Source organism: Microbacterium sp. (assembly GCF_003248605.1).
GTDB lineage: Bacteria > Actinomycetota > Actinomycetes > Actinomycetales > Microbacteriaceae > Microbacterium.
This window is the reverse complement of the sequence record NZ_QFPF01000010.1, coordinates 1-16,913: the sequence shown is the minus strand read 5'-3', so window position 1 is coordinate 16,913 and position 16,913 is coordinate 1. Positions and strand designations below refer to the sequence as shown.

The 16,913-nt window shown below is 69.7% G+C and carries 20 protein-coding genes; 12 read left to right on the top strand and 8 right to left on the bottom strand.

Annotated features, from left to right (window positions below; translation table 11 throughout):
• Positions 1–12: 12 nt before the first annotated feature.
• The 4 genes from DI573_RS02985 (at position 13) to rpsN (ending at position 2,246) form a co-directional block, all read left to right on the top strand.
• Positions 13–1,347 (top strand): HNH endonuclease signature motif containing protein, encoded by a 1,335-nt coding sequence (locus DI573_RS02985; protein WP_292810483.1) that lies wholly within the window; start codon positions 13–15, stop codon positions 1,345–1,347.
• Positions 1,348–1,530: 183 nt separating this feature from the next.
• Positions 1,531–1,767, top strand: a complete 237-nt coding sequence (rpmB, locus tag DI573_RS02980) for a 50S ribosomal protein L28 (protein ID WP_047543954.1) — start codon at positions 1,531–1,533, stop codon at positions 1,765–1,767.
• Positions 1,767–1,937 carry a 50S ribosomal protein L33 gene (rpmG, locus tag DI573_RS02975; protein ID WP_013584775.1) on the top strand — a complete coding sequence of 57 codons (171 nt, stop codon included), beginning with the start codon at positions 1,767–1,769 and terminating at the stop codon, positions 1,935–1,937. The genes rpmB and rpmG overlap by 1 nt, the downstream gene beginning before the upstream one ends.
• 3 nt (positions 1,938–1,940) lie before the next feature.
• Positions 1,941–2,246 (top strand): 30S ribosomal protein S14, encoded by a 306-nt coding sequence (gene rpsN, locus DI573_RS02970; RefSeq protein ID WP_292810480.1) that lies wholly within the window; start codon positions 1,941–1,943, stop codon positions 2,244–2,246.
• Between the two features lie 64 nt (positions 2,247–2,310).
• On the opposite strand, the gene DI573_RS02965 is transcribed toward rpsN, so the two are convergent.
• Positions 2,311–3,090, bottom strand: coding sequence for an alpha/beta fold hydrolase (locus DI573_RS02965; protein ID WP_292810478.1), 780 nt, complete (start codon positions 3,088–3,090; stop codon positions 2,311–2,313).
• Positions 3,091–3,103: 13 nt separating this feature from the next.
• On the opposite strand from DI573_RS02965, the gene DI573_RS02960 reads away from it, so the two are divergent.
• The 3 genes from DI573_RS02960 to DI573_RS02950 all read left to right on the top strand — a co-directional run bounded on the left by DI573_RS02960 (position 3,104) and on the right by DI573_RS02950 (position 5,914).
• On the top strand, positions 3,104–3,253 hold the full coding sequence (locus DI573_RS02960) for a hypothetical protein (RefSeq protein ID WP_292810475.1): 150 nt from the start codon (positions 3,104–3,106) through the stop codon (positions 3,251–3,253).
• Between the two features lie 265 nt (positions 3,254–3,518).
• A complete protein-coding gene (locus DI573_RS02955; RefSeq protein ID WP_292810473.1) occupies positions 3,519–3,806 on the top strand; it encodes an HU family DNA-binding protein in 288 nt (95 codons plus the stop codon).
• Positions 3,807–3,934: 128 nt separating this feature from the next.
• On the top strand, positions 3,935–5,914 hold the full coding sequence (locus tag DI573_RS02950; RefSeq protein ID WP_292810471.1) for a cytochrome c oxidase assembly protein: 1,980 nt from the start codon (positions 3,935–3,937) through the stop codon (positions 5,912–5,914).
• Between the two features lie 18 nt (positions 5,915–5,932).
• Here the strand turns inward: DI573_RS02950 and DI573_RS02945 are convergent, their stop codons facing one another.
• Positions 5,933–7,048: a hypothetical protein gene (locus tag DI573_RS02945; RefSeq protein WP_292810470.1), complete on the bottom strand. Its 1,116-nt coding sequence runs from the start codon at positions 7,046–7,048 to the stop codon at positions 5,933–5,935.
• Between the two features lie 78 nt (positions 7,049–7,126).
• On the opposite strand from DI573_RS02945, the gene DI573_RS02940 reads away from it, so the two are divergent.
• Positions 7,127–8,503, top strand: a complete 1,377-nt coding sequence (locus DI573_RS02940) for an AAA family ATPase (RefSeq protein ID WP_292810468.1) — start codon at positions 7,127–7,129, stop codon at positions 8,501–8,503.
• A gap of 12 nt (positions 8,504–8,515) precedes the next feature.
• On the opposite strand, the gene DI573_RS02935 is transcribed toward DI573_RS02940, so the two are convergent.
• Together DI573_RS02935 and DI573_RS02930 are read right to left on the bottom strand one after the other, a co-directional pair.
• A complete protein-coding gene (locus DI573_RS02935) occupies positions 8,516–9,172 on the bottom strand; it encodes a biliverdin-producing heme oxygenase (RefSeq protein ID WP_292810465.1) in 657 nt (218 codons plus the stop codon).
• Positions 9,173–9,225: 53 nt separating this feature from the next.
• A complete protein-coding gene (locus tag DI573_RS02930; protein ID WP_292810463.1) occupies positions 9,226–9,531 on the bottom strand; it encodes a DUF2470 domain-containing protein in 306 nt (101 codons plus the stop codon).
• A gap of 82 nt (positions 9,532–9,613) precedes the next feature.
• Between DI573_RS02930 and DI573_RS02925 the strand changes: the two genes are divergently transcribed.
• A complete protein-coding gene (locus DI573_RS02925) occupies positions 9,614–10,870 on the top strand; it encodes a serine hydrolase domain-containing protein (RefSeq protein WP_292810461.1) in 1,257 nt (418 codons plus the stop codon).
• Positions 10,867–11,760: an EamA family transporter gene (locus DI573_RS02920; protein WP_292810459.1), complete on the top strand. Its 894-nt coding sequence runs from the start codon at positions 10,867–10,869 to the stop codon at positions 11,758–11,760. The genes DI573_RS02925 and DI573_RS02920 overlap by 4 nt, the downstream gene beginning before the upstream one ends.
• A 24-nt stretch (positions 11,761–11,784) precedes the next feature.
• Here DI573_RS02920 and DI573_RS02915 read toward each other — a convergent pair whose 3' ends face one another.
• The gene (locus DI573_RS02915; protein WP_292810457.1) at positions 11,785–12,747 is read right to left on the bottom strand and encodes a nucleoside hydrolase; all 963 of its coding nucleotides are present in this window, start codon (positions 12,745–12,747) and stop codon (positions 11,785–11,787) included.
• Positions 12,748–12,872: 125 nt separating this feature from the next.
• Between DI573_RS02915 and DI573_RS02910 the strand changes: the two genes are divergently transcribed.
• Positions 12,873–13,715 carry a ribokinase gene (locus DI573_RS02910; RefSeq protein WP_292810455.1) on the top strand — a complete coding sequence of 281 codons (843 nt, stop codon included), beginning with the start codon at positions 12,873–12,875 and terminating at the stop codon, positions 13,713–13,715.
• Positions 13,716–13,791: 76 nt separating this feature from the next.
• Here DI573_RS02910 and DI573_RS02905 read toward each other — a convergent pair whose 3' ends face one another.
• The 3 genes from DI573_RS02905 to DI573_RS02895 form a co-directional block, all read right to left on the bottom strand.
• Positions 13,792–14,745: an aldo/keto reductase gene (locus DI573_RS02905; RefSeq protein ID WP_292810453.1), complete on the bottom strand. Its 954-nt coding sequence runs from the start codon at positions 14,743–14,745 to the stop codon at positions 13,792–13,794.
• 134 nt (positions 14,746–14,879) lie between these two features.
• A complete protein-coding gene (locus DI573_RS02900) occupies positions 14,880–15,446 on the bottom strand; it encodes an AAA family ATPase (protein WP_292810451.1) in 567 nt (188 codons plus the stop codon).
• A 277-nt stretch (positions 15,447–15,723) separates the two neighbouring features.
• Complete coding sequence (locus DI573_RS02895; protein ID WP_292810448.1) at positions 15,724–16,044, bottom strand: hypothetical protein; 321 nt, start codon at positions 16,042–16,044, stop codon at positions 15,724–15,726.
• Positions 16,045–16,178: 134 nt separating this feature from the next.
• On the opposite strand from DI573_RS02895, the gene DI573_RS02890 reads away from it, so the two are divergent.
• A partial coding sequence (locus DI573_RS02890; RefSeq protein ID WP_292810446.1) for an SDR family NAD(P)-dependent oxidoreductase occupies positions 16,179–16,913 on the top strand: 735 nt, incomplete at its 3' end.

Sequence of the window (16,913 nt, the reverse complement as noted above, 5' to 3'; positions counted from 1 at the left end):
TATAATCGTGTCATGGACACCAGCTCGGTCGACGGCATCACCGAGGCGTTGCGCGCGCTCGTGGCCGCGGGTGGTGATCGTCCCGCATCGGCGCTGTCCCCGGCCGAGCTGATGGCGGTGGGGCAGGCTTTCGGCGCCCTCAAGCGTCATGTCGATGCCGCGTTCGCGCTGGTAGCGGCCGAGATCTCGAGACAGTCGCGGCGCGAGCTGGGCAAGGATTCGCTCGCCAAGCGACAGGGGTTCGCCTCGCCAGCCGTGCTCATCTCGACCGCCACGGGCACCAGCGTCGGCGAAGCCGTGCGTATCGTGCAGGTGGGCGAGGCGACCGCACCGCGGATGTCGCTCGCCGGCGAGGCGCTGCCCGCCAAGCATCCTCACGTCGCCGGCGCGGTGTCTTCGGGGCGTCTCGGCGTGACGGCGGCAGCGGCGATCGTGAGCCTGCTCGATCGGCTCTCCCTCCGTATCGACGCGGGCCGCCTCGACGAGGCCGAATGTCAGCTGGTGGCGCTCGCGCCCGGTATGCGTCCCGACGAGCTGAGCAAGCTCCTGGCCCGCGCTGAGGCGCATCTCGACCCCGACGGCATTGAGCCACGACACGAACAGTTGCGCTCCGATCGGTCGCTGGTCCTCCAGGAGCGCGACGGGATGCTGGTGATCACCGGCAGACTCGACCCCGAGACCGGTGCCCCTGTCAAGGCGGCGATCGACACGCTCGTCGGCGAGGGGTTGCGTCGTAACGAACACGGCCGTGCGGAAGATCGCGACCAGCGCTCTGTGAGGCAGATGCAGGCGGATGCCCTCGCCGACCTCTGTCGGCACGCGGTCGGGTGCGCGGCGGTGCCGATGGCGCCTACCGCGACGGTCGTCGTGCGGGTAGACCTCGCCGACCTGCAGGCCGGCGTCGGCAGCGCGACGATCGACGGCTTCGCGCAGCCCGTGCCCGCATCGACTGTCCGCCGCATGGCGGCGGATGCGCAGGTCATCCCGTGTGTGCTCGGCGGCGAGAGCGAGATCCTCGACTGGGGGCGGGCGCGGCGGCTCTTCACGCCGGCGCAGAAGCTCGCCGTCACCGAGCGCGACGGCGGGTGCGTCTCCTGCGGGGCGCCACCCGCCTGGTGTCATGTGCACCATCTCGCGTGGTGGGAGCGCGACGGCGGACGCACCGATCTCGGCAACGGAGTGCTTCTGTGCACCGGGTGCCATCATCGGCTGCACGCCGACGGATGGGAGATCCGCATCGACGGGCCGGGTGTCGAGGCGACCGTGTGGCTCGTGCCGCCGCCGTGGGTCGATGCGCGGAGAACTCCGAGGCTCGCCGGCAGATCGCGATACACGCTCACCGCGTGAGGGCGTGAGGGCGTGAGGGCCGACACGCCCGGCGTGCTAGTATTGGCGATTGTCTGTGCGCACTCCAGCGCGCAGTTCGTGCACTCCCTCCCTCTCACGCCTCGGCGCAGGCGGGTCGGCGTGCGCAGACAAGGGATCTTGGGTGGGGCCGTCCGGCCTCACGGTACAGAGGGAGTAATCACCATGGCAGCAGTGTGCCAGGTGACCGGAGCAGTTCCCGGCTTCGGTCACAACATCAGCCACTCGCACCGCCGGACGAAGCGTCGCTTCGACCCGAACGTGCAGAAGAAGACGTACTACGTGCCGTCGCTGGGTCGCAACATCAAGCTCAACGTGTCGGCTAAGGGCATCAAGGTCATCGACGCCCGTGGCATCGAGTCGGTCGTCAAGGACCTGCTCGCGAAGGGTGTGAAGCTCTGATGGCGAAGAAGGCCCAGGACGTACGTCCGATCATCAAGCTGCGTTCGACCGCCGGCACGGGGTACACCTACGTGACGCGCAAGAACCGCCGCAACAACCCCGACCGCATCGTGCTCAAGAAGTACGACCCCGTGGTCCGCAAGCACGTCGACTTCCGAGAGGAGCGCTAAAGCATGGCCAAGAAGAGCAAGATCGCGCGTAACCAGCAGCGCCAGGTGGTCGTCGACCGCTACGCGACCAAGCGTGCAGAACTGAAGAAGGCCCTGGTCGACCCGACCTCGACCGACGAGCAGCGCGAGGCCGCGCGCGTGGGCCTGCAGAAGCTGCCCCGCAACGCCTCGCCGGTGCGTCTGCGTTCGCGCGACGTCATCGACGGCCGCCCCCGCGGTGTCCTCACGAAGTTCGGCATCTCGCGTGTCCGCTTCCGCGACATGGCTCACCGTGGCGAGCTGCCCGGCGTGACCAAGTCGAGCTGGTAAGCCACAGCATCCACGTCGAAGGGGCGGGAGTTCTCCGGAACTCCCGCCCCTTCGACATGCCCGCTCAGGATGCCGCGACCCGTGCATGTTCGAGGGCCCAGGCGAGTGTGTCATCGGCGACCTGCTCCCAGCCCGCCTGGCTGACGATGCGGTGGGTGCGGCCGGGATACTCCCTGTAGTCCACGATCGCGGGGCCACCGGAGCGCCGGTACTTCTTCACGATCGCGCGGCCGATCGCGGGCGGGACGACGTGATCGATCTCGCCGGTGATGATCAGCAGCGGCGCCCGATCGGTCCGGTCGTAGTCGACGTGGGTGACGCCTCCCTTCTCGTTGAAGGCCGATGCGACCCCCTCGAAGAACACCCGGTTGTAGGAGTTGACCGCCTGCTCCGTCCAGATCGCATCGGACTCGGCACGCGAGAGGTCGTTGCCGAAGGTGAAGTGGAAGTGCGGCTTCGAGATCGGCGACGCGCCGTTCTTGGCGAACGGATTGCGCAGGATCGGAAAGCCGGTGCGCGCCGTCGACGGGGGCAGCGTGGTCACGCCCGCGGTCTGCCCCGGCGTCACGCCGACGTACGCGATGCCCAGTCCGCGATCGGCGAGCATCTGAGTGATCACCCCGCCGAACGAGTGGCCCATGATGATCGGTTTCTCGGGCAGCGACCGGATGATGCGCTCATAGTGGTCGGCGATCTCCGAAAGACCGATGCCCTTCAACGCCGAGGGGTCGCGGCGGATCTCCGCCGTCGTGCGGTCGTCGATACCCGGCCAGCCCGGCACGATCACGTCGTGGCCGAGGGAGCGGAAGCGCTCCGCCCAGGTGTTCCAGCTCTTGGGTGTCATCCACAGTCCGTGGATGAGGACGATGGGGGGTTTGGCGGCATCCCTCGTGCTGCTCCGAGACGCGGCGCTCGTCGGCGGCTACCTCGACGGCGAAGAGCGCGCGGCGCCCGCCTTCTTCCGCACCGCACAGGCCGTGGTCGACGCCGCACGACCGCCTGTCTGATCCGCGGGATCGCGCGGATCTCGCGGGGAGAGTGCGCGTGGAGGCGGCCGAAAGGCCGGGATGCTGTCGCTCTGACGGTCGCACGGGCCACATCAGCAGCATCCGCCACACGAAACACGCCCGAATTGCGCGAAGAACCGCGGAAATACGCGGAAGTGTGCCCGATCGGGGTAGATTCGACGCGGTCGATCGACCACCCGGTGCCGGTTCCGGCCCGGTCAGTGAAGATGAGGCGGCGGTGCGCCGCCGCTGGAGGTAATCCCCAATGGCCGACAAGTCCATCACCAAGACCGAGCTCGTCGCGAGCATCGCCAGCGCCACGGGCGAGAGCCAGGCCACGGTCTCGCGCGTCGTCGACGGTCTGTTCTCGACGGTGTCTGAGGCCGTCGCCAAGGGCACCAAGGTCTCGATCCCGGGCTGGATCGCGTTCGAGCAGGTCGAGACGGCCGCTCGCACGGGCCGCAACCCCCAGACCGGCGAAGAGATCAAGATCGCCGCGGGCAAGCGCGTCAAGGTCACCGCGGGCTCGAAGCTCAAGGCTGCCGCGAAGTAGTCACCGGCGACTTTCGCCGAACGGGGGGTGCCGCATCGCGCGGTGCCCCCCGTTCGCGTTTCCGGCGCGTACGCTCCCGCGCATGCTCCCGCGTCCGCACAGCCCGCACCCGCGCCTAGGCTGGATGGGTGAGCCCCCGAACCCTGCGCGTCGCCGGGCCCGCGATCCTCGTCGCCGCCGCCGTGGCGGCCCTCGTCGCGGGCCTCGCCTTCGGCGGTGGCGCGACCCCGCTCGACATCGGCGATCCGGGTCCGGTCGTGCGCTGGGGTCTGCCCCTGGCCGACCTCGCCGTCAACCTCGGTGCCGCGACCATGGCGGGTGCCCTCGTGCTCGCCCTGTTCGCGCTCAGGGCCGGGGAGGGGGAGTTCGACACCGCGCTGGATGTGGCCTCGATCGGGGCCGCGGTCTTCACCGTCGCCGCCGGCGCGACCGGGTACCTGACCTTCCTCAACGCCTTCAACGCGTCACCGAGCGCCGACGCGGTCTTCGGGCAGCAGCTCGGCCGCTTTCTGCTCGACCTCGAGGTGGGCCGCGCCTGGCTGATCACGACGCTCGCGGGCGCCGTGATCACGGTGCTCGCGTTCGCGGTGCGCAGCTGGACGCCGACCCTTCTGGTCACCCTGCTCGCGCTCGCGGCGCTGGTCCCGATGGCCACGACGAGCCACGACGGCGCCGCGGCCAACCACACGGCGGCGGTCACCACACTCGCGCTGCACATCGTGGGCGCGGCCGTCTGGCTCGGCGGCCTGGTGCTGCTGGTGGTCCTGCGCGCCTCGACCACGCCCGCGCGCCTCGCGTACATCCTGCCCCGGTACTCGAGCATCGCGCTCGTCGTTTTTGTCGTCGTCGCCCTCTCGGGGTATGCGCGGGCCGCGCTGAGCGTCGGCGGATGGGCGCAGCTGGCATCGCCGTACGGGGTGCTCGTCGTCGTCAAGGTGCTGGCGCTCCTCGCCCTCGGCGCGCTCGGTGCGCTCTACCGTCGCCGGCTCATCGCGCGGATCGGCGAACGCGCGGCTGCGGGCGCGTTCTGGGGTCTGGTGGCCCTCGAGCTCGGTTTCATGGGTGTCGCCAGCGGCGTCGCCGCCGCGCTCGCGCGCACGGCGCCGCCGCTCGGCGACATCGCGATCACCGACCCCACCCCCGCGGAGCGCCTCACCGGCGCCCCGCTGCCGGCCGAGCTGCTCCCGGCATCCTGGTTCACCGCGTGGGATGTCGATCTGCTCTGGATGCTGCTCTGCGGTTTCGCGCTGTTCTTCTATTACGCGGGGGTCGTGCGTCTTCGTCGGCGCGGGGACGCATGGCCGCTGTATCGCACGATCTGCTGGAGCGCCGGCATCCTGCTGCTGTTCTGGGTGACCAGCGGCGCGGTGGCGGTCTACGAGGACTACCTCTTCAGCGTGCACATGGTGGGCCACATGCTGCTGACGATGGCCATCCCGCTGCTGCTCGTTCCCGGCGCGCCCGTCACCCTCGTCGCCCGCGCCGCGCGCAAGCGCGACGACGGCACGCGGGGTGGGCGCGAGTGGGTCCTGTGGGCCGTGCATTCGCCCGTCGCCAAGGTTCTGACCAACCCCTTCGTCGCGGCCGCCCTCTTCATCGGCTCGCTGTGGGCGTTCTACTACACCGACCTGTTCCGGTGGTCGCTGTACGACCACCTGGGACATCTGTGGATGATCCTGCACTTCCTGATCACCGGATACCTGTTCGTGCTCTCCCTCGTCGGCATCGATCCCGTGCCCTATCGCCTGCCCTACCCGTTCCGGCTCGTGCTGCTGATCGGCGTCATGGCGATGCACGCCTTCTTCGGCATCTCGATCATGATGCAGTCCGGTCTGATGGTCGCGGAGTGGTTCGGCTCGATGGGGCGCACGTGGGGCGCCACGCCGCTCGAGGATCAGTACATCGGCGGCGGCATCGCCTGGTCGATCGGCGAGATCCCCACGCTGATCCTCGCGATCGCCGTCGCGATCCAGTGGAGCCGCAGCGACGAGCGCGCGCAGAAGCGCCGTGACCGGCACACCGACCGCGCGGGCGACGCCGAACTCGACGCCTACAACGAGCGCCTCGCCAAGCTCGCGGAGCGCGACGCGCGCACGGGCGCCCGCTGACAGCATCCCGAATCGGGGTCAGCTCTCGGGCGAGCCCACCCGGATCGACGCGGAACCGTCGGGCAGCACGGTGATCGTCGCGTCCAGGCCGAAGACGATCTCCTCGTCCACCTCGCGGATGCTGCCATCGAACAGCGACCGCACGTCGACCTGGATGCGGGCCGATGCCTCGGTCGCGGGCACGACCCAGTCGGCGCCGGAGGGCTCGAGGGTGATCTCGGGGTAGCGCTCGATCGTCCACGTCGGCAGGCTCGCGATGCGGTTCTGCACGACGAAGCCGAACGGGCAGCCGGTCGGCTGCAGCACCTGCTGGGTCGCGCACTCGTCGAGGAACGTGTCGACCCGCTCCTGCACGACGGTCGTGAACTCCTCCGTGGGCTCGGCCTGCAGGTCGACGGGAACGCCCGCCATCGGCGCGTCGGCGAGCACGTCGACTCCGGGCGTCGCTGCGATCGCCGTGTCGACCGAGACGCGGTAGAGCCCGGGCGAGAAGACGAGCAGCGGCACCGGCTCGAGGGGCGGTGCGTCGGCACCGAGGGGCGAGACCTGCCGTTTGTCGATCGTGAACCCGTTGACATCGAACGACATGGACCCCCGCACCGTGAGGTCGATCACGGCGAGCGGGCTCTCCGCGAAGCGCCAGGTCGGCACGACGCCGACCCAGCCGGCGGGTTCGACGTCGAACGTCGTCGACCCTCGGTGCGCCCCCGCGCGGTACTCCACGGTGACCCGGGTGATCTCGCCGTCGGTGGTCTCTCCCCGCGGCTGGATGCTGTCGATACTCGTCAGCGCCGTGCTGCGCAGGAGCGCGTCGGATGCCGTCTCGGGCAACCCCGCCGCGGTGAGGTCGGCCCCGGCCACGCGCACACCGGGGACGGCGAGCGCGTCGGCCGCGCGCCCCGCCGCGAGCAGATCGAGGTAGCGCTCGACGAAGGCCGTGGGGCTGTAGAACTCGCGGTACAGCATCGTGCCCCCGGCGGCGAGGGCCGCGGCAAGGAGCACGCCCACGAGTGCCAGCACGGTGAGATCCGTGCGGGGAGAGCGGGGTGCGCGGGCCGGCCGGCGGCGGGGGGCAGGGGCATCGTGCGGTTCGTCGGCGCGCTGATCCGCCGTGTTGATCGCCCCCTGCTGCACAGAGCGATTCTAGGCGCGGCATCCTCAGACATCGCGCTGAGCGCGGAGCGCCGCAAGGCCAGCGTCTAGCATGTACCGGTGACCACGCCGCCTCTCTCCGCCGAGCAGGAGGCGCTCTTCCGTCGCATCGAGGACACGCGCGACCACATCTTCGTGACGGGTCGGGCGGGTACGGGCAAGTCGACTCTCCTGCAGCACCTGGCCTGGAACACCTCCAAGCAGATCGCCGTCTGCGCTCCGACCGGGGTCGCGGCGCTCAACGTCGAGGGCCAGACGATCCACTCGCTGCTGCGACTGCCGATCGGTCTCATCGCCGATCAGGAGCTCGAGCAGTCCGACGCCACGCGCAAGATCCTCAACGCGATCGACACGCTCGTGATCGACGAGATCTCGATGGTCAACGCCGACGTCATGGACGGCATCGACCGGTCGCTGCGCCAGGCGCGCGGCCGTCGCGGCGAGCCGTTCGGCGGCGTGCAGATCGTCATGTTCGGCGACCCCTACCAGCTCGCGCCGGTCCCCCCGCGGGGCGACGAGCTGGCCTACATCCGCGATCACTACCGGTCGTTCTGGTTCTTCGACGCCCATGTGTGGGCGGGGGCCGCCGAGCTGCCCGGGTCGGCGGGCGGCGCGCTCGACGGCTTCGCCGACCTCGGTCGGTATGGCGCGCAGCTCGGCATCCACGAACTCGCCACGATCCATCGCCAGGCCGACGACGCCTTCAAGGCGATGCTCAACGCCGTCCGGCACGGCCACGTGACGGCCGATATCGCGGGCGTCCTCAACGCCACGGGCGCGCGCACCCCTCCCGTGCCCGAGGACTCCGAGATCCCCATCATCACCCTCGCCACCCGCAACGACCGGGTCAACGCGATCAACCATCGGCATCTCGAGGCACTGCCGGGGCGCGCGCAGACGGCCAGCGCCGAGATCACGGGTGACTTCGGACGCGGCGAGGGCGCCTACCCGGCCGAGGCGGATCTCAAACTCAAGGTCGGCGCGCAGGTGATGTTCCTGCGCAACGACACGGCATCGTTCGGGGAGCCGGCCCGCTGGGTCAACGGCACCATCGGCACCGTCACCCGCATCACCGGCGGTACCGTGCGCGTCGATGTCGACGGCGACGAGCACGATGTCGAGCCGGCGGTGTGGGAGAAGTTCCGCTACAGCTATTCGCCGCTCACCAAGCGCATCTCGCGCGAGATCGTCGCGGAGTTCCATCAGTTCCCGCTGCGCCTGGCGTGGGCGGTGACGATCCACAAGTCGCAGGGCAAGACCTACGACCGCGCGGTCATCGACCTCGGCTCGGGGGCGTTCGCGCCCGGGCAGACGTACGTCGCGCTCAGTCGCCTGACCTCGCTCGAGGGTCTCTACCTCACCCGCCCCCTGCGCCCGAGCGACATCCGGGTGGATGCCGACGTGCAGAGGTTCATGCGCAGCCAGAGCGAGCTGTGAGCCCGAAGGGCCTCACGCCACCGCCGCGGACGCCTTCTGCGCCTCGAGATCGCGGAACAGGTCGGTGTTGAAGCGGTACGCGCGCAGCACCTCGTCGACGACCCGCTCGCGCTCGTCGTCGTCCCACGGCACGGCGTCGAGCTGCTCGCGGTAGACGTCTTTGAACGCCTTGGGGTCGGCGATGTCGTCGAACAGATAGAACCCGACGCCGTTGGTGTCGAAGCCGAACCGCCGCTGCATGATGCGACCGATGAACAGTCCGCCCGAGAGGTCGCCGAGATAGCGGGTGTAGTGGTGGGCGACGAAGCCGCCCGCCCACGTCGCGCCGACCTCGCGGATGCGGGCCACGTAGCGCACCGTGGTGGGCAGCGGCGCGATCCGCTCCCGCCAGTCGGCGCCGACGAGGAACTCGAGATCGGCCTCGAGCGCGGGTAGGCGCGTGAGCTTGTCAGTGATGAAGGCCGCCGCAACCGGATCCGCCTTCATCCGTTCGGCCGCGGATTCGAGTGCCTCATAGATGAAGTAGTGCTGGGCGACGAGCGAGACGTAGTCCTCGCGCGTGCCCTCGCCCTTCAGCAGACCCGACATGAAGCCCTGGCCCTCGCTGTCGGAGTGGGCACCGCTCGAGCGCTCGCGGAGCAGGGCGGAGAACGGCACGACGTTCGACATGGGGACAGTGTAGCGGCGGACTTAGGATGACCTAACCCCCAATTCCCAGAGGATTAGTGCGGGCGGGGTGTCAAGCCCAGGGTCGTGCAGGCGGCGTCGTAGAGCGTGACAACCTCGCGGCGCACCTCTCCCCTCTCGCTGATGGGCCCGTGCGGCCAGGGAACGCGGTGGGCGTGGACCGCGCCGTCCGGGCCCGTGACATCCCACTCGCCGCCGTCGCCGTCGAAGCCCGTCATCACCGCTCCGACCGCGTCGGGACGGCCGAAGGCGCGCACGATGAGCAGGTTGTCATCGATGTGGTCGCTGTTCATGTGGCTCAGCACGGCCGCCACCACGGAGTCGTCGAAAGCATGCGGCATTCCCACAGCCTAGGCGCGGCGTGCGTGATCGATCCGTGACAATCGCCTGACTAAACTCGGGTGACGGCACCGGGGGGTGAGTATGGCGGCACGAAGCACACGTCGCCGTGCGCTGACCGCTGCGGGGGCCGTGCTGGCCGCCGCAGCGCTGCTCGTGGCCTGCGCACCCGACACGCGGATCGAGGTCGATGCGCCCGAGCAGGCCGCCGTCGAACTGCCCGAGGAGACGCGCGCACAGCTCGACGCCGCGGTGCAGAACGCCATGGCTGCCACGGCATCGACGGGCGCGATCGTCGGGGTTTGGGCGCCATGGAGCGGCAGCTGGGTCGCGGGCATCGGGGCGGATGCTGCCGGCACGCCCGTCGACGCGGACATGTCGTTCCGCGTGGCCGATGTCACGCGCATGATGACGTGCGACGTGCTCTACGCCGTGGCCGCTGAGGGAACTGTCGCGCTCGATGACCCGGTCGTGGACTGGGTTGCGGGTTACCCGAACCTCACCGACGTCACGCTGCAGGATCTCTGCGACGGCACGGCCGGGATCGGCAACTACGAAGCCGTCATCGGCGGCTCCTGGATCACCAATCCGGAGCGTGTGTGGGATCCGCTCGAAATCGCCTCCTTCGGCCTCGGCCAGCCCCGATCGGCGGTGGGAACGGAGTACCGCAACTCGGACGCCGGCTATGCGTTGCTCGGGATGGCCCTCGAGCGCGCGACGGCGACGCGCATGGCAACGCTTCTCGAGCGCTACATCTTCGAGCCTCTCGAGCTCGAAGACACCCAGCTTCCACGCGACCGCGCGGCAGCCCCGGGAGCGAACCCACTCCCCGGTTACCGCATCGTCAACAACCCCGACGGCTCCCTGAACTGTGCAGAGCCGCGCGACATGACGGTGATCTCCGCATCCCTCGGCTACGCCGATTCGGGCGTCGTCTCCACGGTCGAGGATCTCGGTCGGTACGTGCAGGCCGTCGCTGTCGGCGCTACGGCGACGGACGTCGACCGGTGGTCCGACCCTCTTCCCGTCTTCGCCGGTGCGCCCGCCTGGTACACCACCACGGGGGGCGCGCTGCAGGCCGGGTCGCTCATCGGTCAGTACGGTTCGGTGCCGGGCTACATGACTGCGGCGTTCGCCGATCCCGCCACCGGCACGACTGTCGTGGTCGTGCTGAACAACTCGACGGCTTCGGCCGACGTCGTCCGCGACCTCTCGTGGGAGCTTGCCGCGATCGCGTCGAGGGCTCCCGCAACCTCCGGCTTCACGGCCCCCGAGTTCGGTCTGCCGTGGACCGCCGAGCAGTACCGCGAGTCGGTCTCGCAGACCAACATCTGCCGGTGAGTCCGCCCCGCTTCGGCCAGGCCGCACGCGGTGCGCCCGGGGCGGTCACCCTCGTCGTGCTCGGACTCGCGTGCCAGGAGGTCGGGGCGTCTCTCGCGGTGCTGCTGTTCCCGCAGGTGGGGCCGCTCGGCATGGTCATGCTGCGCCTGGTCTTCTCGGCGATGCTCCTGCTCGCGATCGCCCGACCCACGCTGCGCGGTCACGGGCGCGCCGGCTGGCGCGCGGTGATCGAGTTCGGGGTGGTGCTGGCCGTCATGAACGGCCTCTTCTACCTCGCGCTCGAGCGGCTGCCGCTGGGGGTGACCGTCACGATCGAGGTGCTGGGCCCCCTCGCTCTCTCGGTCATCGTCGCCCGCCGAGCGTCGGCCTGGCTGTGGGCGCTGCTCGCATTGGCAGGTGTCGCCCTCCTCGCGGGCGGCGGATGGGACGATCTCGATCTGATCGGGGTGCTCTACGCGCTGGGCGCCGCGGCGAGCTGGGCGGGGTACATCCTCGCGTCGGCGCGGGTCGGGCGCGCGTTCTCGCAGCTCGACGGACTCGCGATCGCGATGGCGATCGGAGCCCTCCTCTCGCTGCCGTTCGGCGTCCTCGATGCCGGTCCCGCGCTGCTGCAGCCGACGCTGCTCGCCCTGGGCGCCGCGGTCGCGGTGCTGTCGTCGGCCGTGCCGTACGCGCTCGAGCTGACGGCTCTGCGCCGGCTTCCGGCATCCGCCTTCGCCGTGCTGATGAGCCTTGCGCCCGCGACCGCGACCCTCGCGGGCTGGGTGCTGCTCGGGCAGGTGCTCACGCCGCTCGAGCTCGCGGGCATCGGTCTTGTGGTGCTGGCGAGCATCGGCGCCGTCCGCGCGTCGGCACGGGCCGCCCGAACCGCCGCTCAGCCGGTCGGCTGATCCGCACGGACGGGATGCCGCGCCTCAGCCGCGCAGGATCGTCTCGATCAGGTGCGGCGCGAGCTCGCCCTCGGCCTCGAGCACCACGCGGGTGCGCGCGCCCTCGTGGTGGCGGTCGCCGAGGCGCTGCCCCCGGAGATCGGCGATGGTCTGGCCGCGCCCGGGGCCCTGGCTCGTGTCGACCATGACGGGAACCCGCGGGGCGCGGGTGAGGGTGATTCCGCCCGCGGCGATCGCTGCGGCGAGCGGGTCGTGCAGGGCGCAGCCGCGGCGGCCGTACAGCGGCATGTAGAAATCGAAGTAGTGGTCGAGGATCGCGCCGACGGCGCGTGGGCCCGGCGTGTCGGCGGCGAGCAGCGCGGCGCGGTCGTCCTCGTCGAGGGAGTGCTCGACGGTGATGTCGAGCGGAACGAGGGTGATGTCCCAGTCCGCTCCGAGCAGCGCCGCGGCGGCCTCGGGGTCGTTGTGGATGTTGGCCTCGGCGACGGGGCTGATGTTGCCGGCGGCAAGAGCCGCCCCACCCATGGTCGTGACGCCGGCGATGCGGGTCGGCAGCGTCGGATCGGCCTCGAGGGCGTGGGCGATGTTGGTGACCGGGCCGATGGTCAGCAGATGCAGGCGGCCGGCGTGCGTGTGTGACAGTTCGATCAGCAGCTCGTGGGCCGACGCGGCGACGGGCTCGCGGGCGCTGCGGGGCAGATCGACCCCGCCGATACCGTTGTCGCCGTGCACCCACGGGGCGCCGCCGCCGTAGGGGTGGCTGAGGTGGTCGTGAGCGCCGATCGCGACGGGGATGTCGTCGCGGCCGTACAGCGCGAGCAGGTCGAGAGTGTTGCGCGCGGCCGTGGCCGAGTCGATGTTGCCGCTGACCGTGCCGATGCCGACGAGGTCGACGGCGCGGGAGGCCAGCAGGTAGGCGATGGCGACGGAGTCGTCGACGCCGGTGTCGCAGTCGAGGAAGACGGGAATGGGGGCGGGCGTCGTCATGCGGATCCTTCGGGTGGGGGAGCGGCGACCACGCTGTCGGGCGCCCGGGCGTACCGGGTGCTCTATGGGTTATACCCCGCGGTGCGCGGCCGGGGCAAAGCGGGGAGGCGTGGTGGAATGTGCTCATGCCTTCCCCCGCCCTGCCTCCCCTCGCCGTCGTCGGCAGCATCAATGTCGACCTCACCGCCGCGGTGCCGCGCCTGCCCGCGGCGGGCGAGACGGTGCTCGGCGGAACCCTCACGCGTCAACCGGGCGGCAAGGGCGCGAACCAGGCGATCGCCGCCGCGCGGCTGGGTGCGCCGGTGCGCATGATCGGCGCGGTCGGCGACGACGGAGACGGGCAGTGGATGCTGCAGAACCTGCGCGACGCGGGCGTCGGTGCGGGTGATGTCTGGCTCGGCGATGCGGCGACCGGCACCGCCCTGATCACCGTCGACCCCGGCGGCGAGAATCAGATCGCGGTGTGTCAGGGCGCCAACGCCGATGTGGCGCTCGATGGCGTCGCCTTCGCCGACGACGAGGCGGTGCTCGCGCAGCTCGAGATCCCGATGGATGTCGTGGCCCGGCTCGCGTCGGCCGTGCCGGGATTCCTCGCCGTCAACGCGGCCCCGGCGGCGCGGCTTCCGGCTGCGCTCGTCGAGCGGGTCGACCTGTTCATCGTGAACGAGACGGAGTACGAGCTGCTGCCCGAACTCGCGCAGGCGCGGCGGGTCGCCGTCACCTATGGTTCGGCAGGAGCCGCGCTGCGCGAGCACGGGGTCGAGGTTCTGCGGGTGCCCGCCCCGCGGGTGCACGCGATCAGCGCGGTCGGTGCGGGTGATGCGTTCTGCGCGGCGCTGACCCTCGCGCTCTGCGCGGGTTGGGGCGCGGAGGACGCGCTGCGGGCCGCCTGCGCGGTGGGCGCCGACGCTGTCACGCATCTCGGCGCGCAGCCGCCGCTGCGCGCGCTGCAGAGCTACGCCCCCTGACGCGTTGAGAGATCTTCGGGTGCTCGAGCTCTCATCGATGCCGGCGCCTGAGCGATGGCCCAGGCGCCGGCGCGACTCAGACTGCGGCGGGTACGCGGGCCGACACGGCGTCGAGCTGTGCGAGCTCGTCCGGCGTCAGCGACAGCGACGCAGCGGCCAGCAGTGCCGGCAGCTGCTCGACGGTGCGTGCGCTCGCGATCGGCGCGACGACGTTCGGCTGCGCCTGCAGCCAGGCGAGGGCGGTGGTCGCGAGTTCAACGCCGCGGGCGGTCGAGATGTCGTCGAGGGTGCTGACGACCGCGAGTCCCTCGTCCGTGAAGTAGCCGCCGACCTGGCCCTCGCGAGCCTTGCCTGCGATGTCCTCGCGGGTGCGGTACTTGCCGGTGAGGAACCCGGCGGCGAGGGAGAAGTACGGTACGACGCCCAGGCCGTTCGCCTCGACGAGAGCCGCGAACTCGCTCTCGTAGGGCTCGCGGGCGACGAGGTTGTAGTGCGGCTGGAGGGCTACCGGCAGAGCGAAGCCGTGCGCCTGCGCGATCCCGATCCATTCGGCGACGCGGGTGGCCGAGTAGTTCGACAGTGCGATGTGTCGGATCTTGCCCGCCGTGCGCAGGCCCTCGAACGCCGCGACCGTCTCTTCGAGGGACGTGCTCTCGTCGTCGTAGTGAGCCCAGTACAGATCGATCGCGTCGACGCCCAGCCGAGCGAGTGATGCGTCGGCGGCGGCCACGACATTGGCGGCCGAGAGTCCCATGAACTGGGGATGGGCGCTCACCTTGGTGCCGATGACGAGGTCATCGTGGGCGCCGCGGCGGGCGATCCACGACCCGATGATCGTCTCCGACTCACCGCCCGAGTTGCCGGGTACCCATGCGGAGTACATGTCCGCTGTGTCGATGAAGTTCCCGCCGCCCTCGACGAAGGCGTCGAGCACGGCGTGGGACTCGCGCTCGTCGGAGGTCCAGCCGAAGGTGTTGCCTCCCAGCGCCAGGGGGAAGACCTCGAGGTCTGATGTGCCGATCAGGGTCATTGCTGTCCTTTCCGAAGCGGGGAGCGAAACGCACGGCCCGCCACAGGCCGAGTCCCCCGCTATGCCAACCGACGCGGCGACGGCATCATTCCGAACGCTCTCGCGGCGGACGTCGTCGAGATGTCCGCCGGGGGTCAGCCGGCGGCCCGGGCGAGCGGCCCCGACATCCACGTGTCTATGTCTCGCGCAGACGTCAGACGGACGACCGTCAGGTGGGGGTGATCGTCGCGCAGCCGAGGAATCCGCGCGCGATACGCGTGTCGCGTGATGAACGCCCAGCGCACGATGTGCTCGCGCTCTGTGAGGAACGTCCGCAGCGGAGGCTCGACATTGCCGTTCCAGAGGACTTCTCGCCGAATGCGTCGTCGCACCGTTCGACGCACCACCCGTGGCAAGGTCACCGTGAAGAAGGGGAGGTCGAGCCAGACCAGCAGGTCCGCGTTCTCCGCAAGCGTCGCCCGCGCGCTGGAGTACTGCCACTCGGTCGTCCATCTGTCGGCACGCACGAGCGCGTCGACGTCTCGCAGGAACTCCTCGCGCGGCGTCCAATCGGGCCCGTGGTAGAGCCCGTCGATCTCCGTATGCGGAGCGTCCAGGACGTCGGCGACCCGGGCCGCGAGCGTTGTCTTCCCGGTCCCGGACACGCCGGCGATGAGAACGCGCCTCGGACGGAACGGCAGCGGATCATGTGGGCCCAGCATGGCAAGAAGGATACTTCTGCCCGCATGCCGGCGGCGGGGTTGGTGCTCTCTGTTAGTTCTCATTTCAGGTGTGACTACGCCTCGCATTTCTCGTGCAGTTGAGACCCGTGTTTCAGCGGCGCCGGGGTGATCAGCGCGGATGTCTTTCTCAACTCACCTGCGATATTCCGAGGTCGAAAGACCTGGTTGATGACCATATACGCTCTTGCCCAGTTGGCCAGCGGAGCATCGGCTCCTCGTGTCCTCGATCGAACCAACGATGGCCTTCGCGCACCGATCAGGCCCTAGGTCGCTTCATCCCTACCCGCGCGAGGAGGAAGAGGATGACGAAGCCCGCCGTCGGCCCCAAAGCCGAGACGTCCGCACCGCTCCTGCAGGTCGCGTTGCCCGCGGTCGTTCCGAAGAGGCTCCCCGCAACGACGGCAATGGACGCGACGGCGATCATGAACTGGGGCCAAATGAGAACCCCGAATCCCAGAGCGAAGGCCGCAGCGAGCGCGACAACCCAGCCCATGGAGCCGATGTCGACCAGTGCTACCCCGAGCGGGCTCGAGAGGAACTCCACCACCTGAAGCGCGCCGAACGCGGCGAGAAGCACGGTCCCGACGTTGCGCAACGTGAACTGCGCGCCCGGACGGGCACATGACGCACGCCGACGCGGCTTGACGGTCATCGTGCCCGTCAAGCCGGCCTCGCTCGGCAAGTCGCGGCTGGCCGTCGCGGGTATCGACCGTGAAGGTGCGCCTCGACGAGCTCATTCTTGTGATGCTGCTTCATCGGCGCATCCGGCACTTGTTTCCATCATGTAACCGATCCTCCGTCAGCTTGAGTTTTGAGAGAGTTGGTCTCTACCTTTGGGGAATCGATATACGAAATCGATTCCCTTGGAGCATATTCATGAGATTGATGGGTAGCACAGTGCTCATTACCGGCGTCGGACCCGAGCTCGGACTCGGCCGCGCACTGGCCATGGCCTTCGCTGCCGAGGGCGCGAATCTCTCGCTCAATCATTACGTGCCGATGAACGACGGGATGCGCGCCCTCCGCGACGAGATCGAAGCCCACGGCGTCAGCGTGATTTTCACACAGGGCGACATCTCGACCGAAAAGGTCGCACGGGAGTTCATCGCTCGTTCTGTGGAGACGTTCGGATCGATCGAGGTGCTGCTCAACAATGCCTACATCACCGACCAGCACCTCGTGCAGGACATCACTCCCGAGGTGTGGGATAGGGTGCTCGCCGTCAACCTGCGAAGCGTGTACCTCACGTGTCACTTCGCCGTTCCGCACATGATCAAGGCGGGCTACGGCCGCATCATCAACATGGCGTCGCAGATCGCCCAGAAGGGCGGGCTCGAGCACAGTCACTACGCCGCCTCGAAGGCCGGAATTATCGCTTTCACCAAGTCGATCGCGCTCGAGCTCGGCGCATCCGGCATCACTGCGAACTGCATCGCTCCGGGACCG

Coding starts and splice junctions, on each gene's coding strand:
- DI573_RS02910 (WP_292810455.1), top strand. CDS start 12,873: ATGCCTTCCCCCGCCCTGCCTCCCCTCGCCGTCGTCGGCAGCATCAAT.
- rpmG (WP_013584775.1), top strand. CDS start 1,767: ATGGCGAAGAAGGCCCAGGACGTACGTCCGATCATCAAGCTGCGTTCG.
- DI573_RS02955 (WP_292810473.1), top strand. CDS start 3,519: ATGGCCGACAAGTCCATCACCAAGACCGAGCTCGTCGCGAGCATCGCC.
- rpsN (WP_292810480.1), top strand. CDS start 1,941: ATGGCCAAGAAGAGCAAGATCGCGCGTAACCAGCAGCGCCAGGTGGTC.
- DI573_RS02985 (WP_292810483.1), top strand. CDS start 13: ATGGACACCAGCTCGGTCGACGGCATCACCGAGGCGTTGCGCGCGCTC.
- DI573_RS02960 (WP_292810475.1), top strand. CDS start 3,104: ATGAGGACGATGGGGGGTTTGGCGGCATCCCTCGTGCTGCTCCGAGAC.
- DI573_RS02925 (WP_292810461.1), top strand. CDS start 9,614: ATGGCGGCACGAAGCACACGTCGCCGTGCGCTGACCGCTGCGGGGGCC.
- DI573_RS02930 (WP_292810463.1), bottom strand. CDS start 9,531: ATGCCGCATGCTTTCGACGACTCCGTGGTGGCGGCCGTGCTGAGCCAC.
- DI573_RS02915 (WP_292810457.1), bottom strand. CDS start 12,747: ATGACGACGCCCGCCCCCATTCCCGTCTTCCTCGACTGCGACACCGGC.
- rpmB (WP_047543954.1), top strand. CDS start 1,531: ATGGCAGCAGTGTGCCAGGTGACCGGAGCAGTTCCCGGCTTCGGTCAC.
- DI573_RS02935 (WP_292810465.1), bottom strand. CDS start 9,172: ATGTCGAACGTCGTGCCGTTCTCCGCCCTGCTCCGCGAGCGCTCGAGC.
- DI573_RS02905 (WP_292810453.1), bottom strand. CDS start 14,745: ATGACCCTGATCGGCACATCAGACCTCGAGGTCTTCCCCCTGGCGCTG.
- DI573_RS02900 (WP_292810451.1), bottom strand. CDS start 15,446: ATGCTGGGCCCACATGATCCGCTGCCGTTCCGTCCGAGGCGCGTTCTC.
- DI573_RS02965 (WP_292810478.1), bottom strand. CDS start 3,090: ATGACACCCAAGAGCTGGAACACCTGGGCGGAGCGCTTCCGCTCCCTC.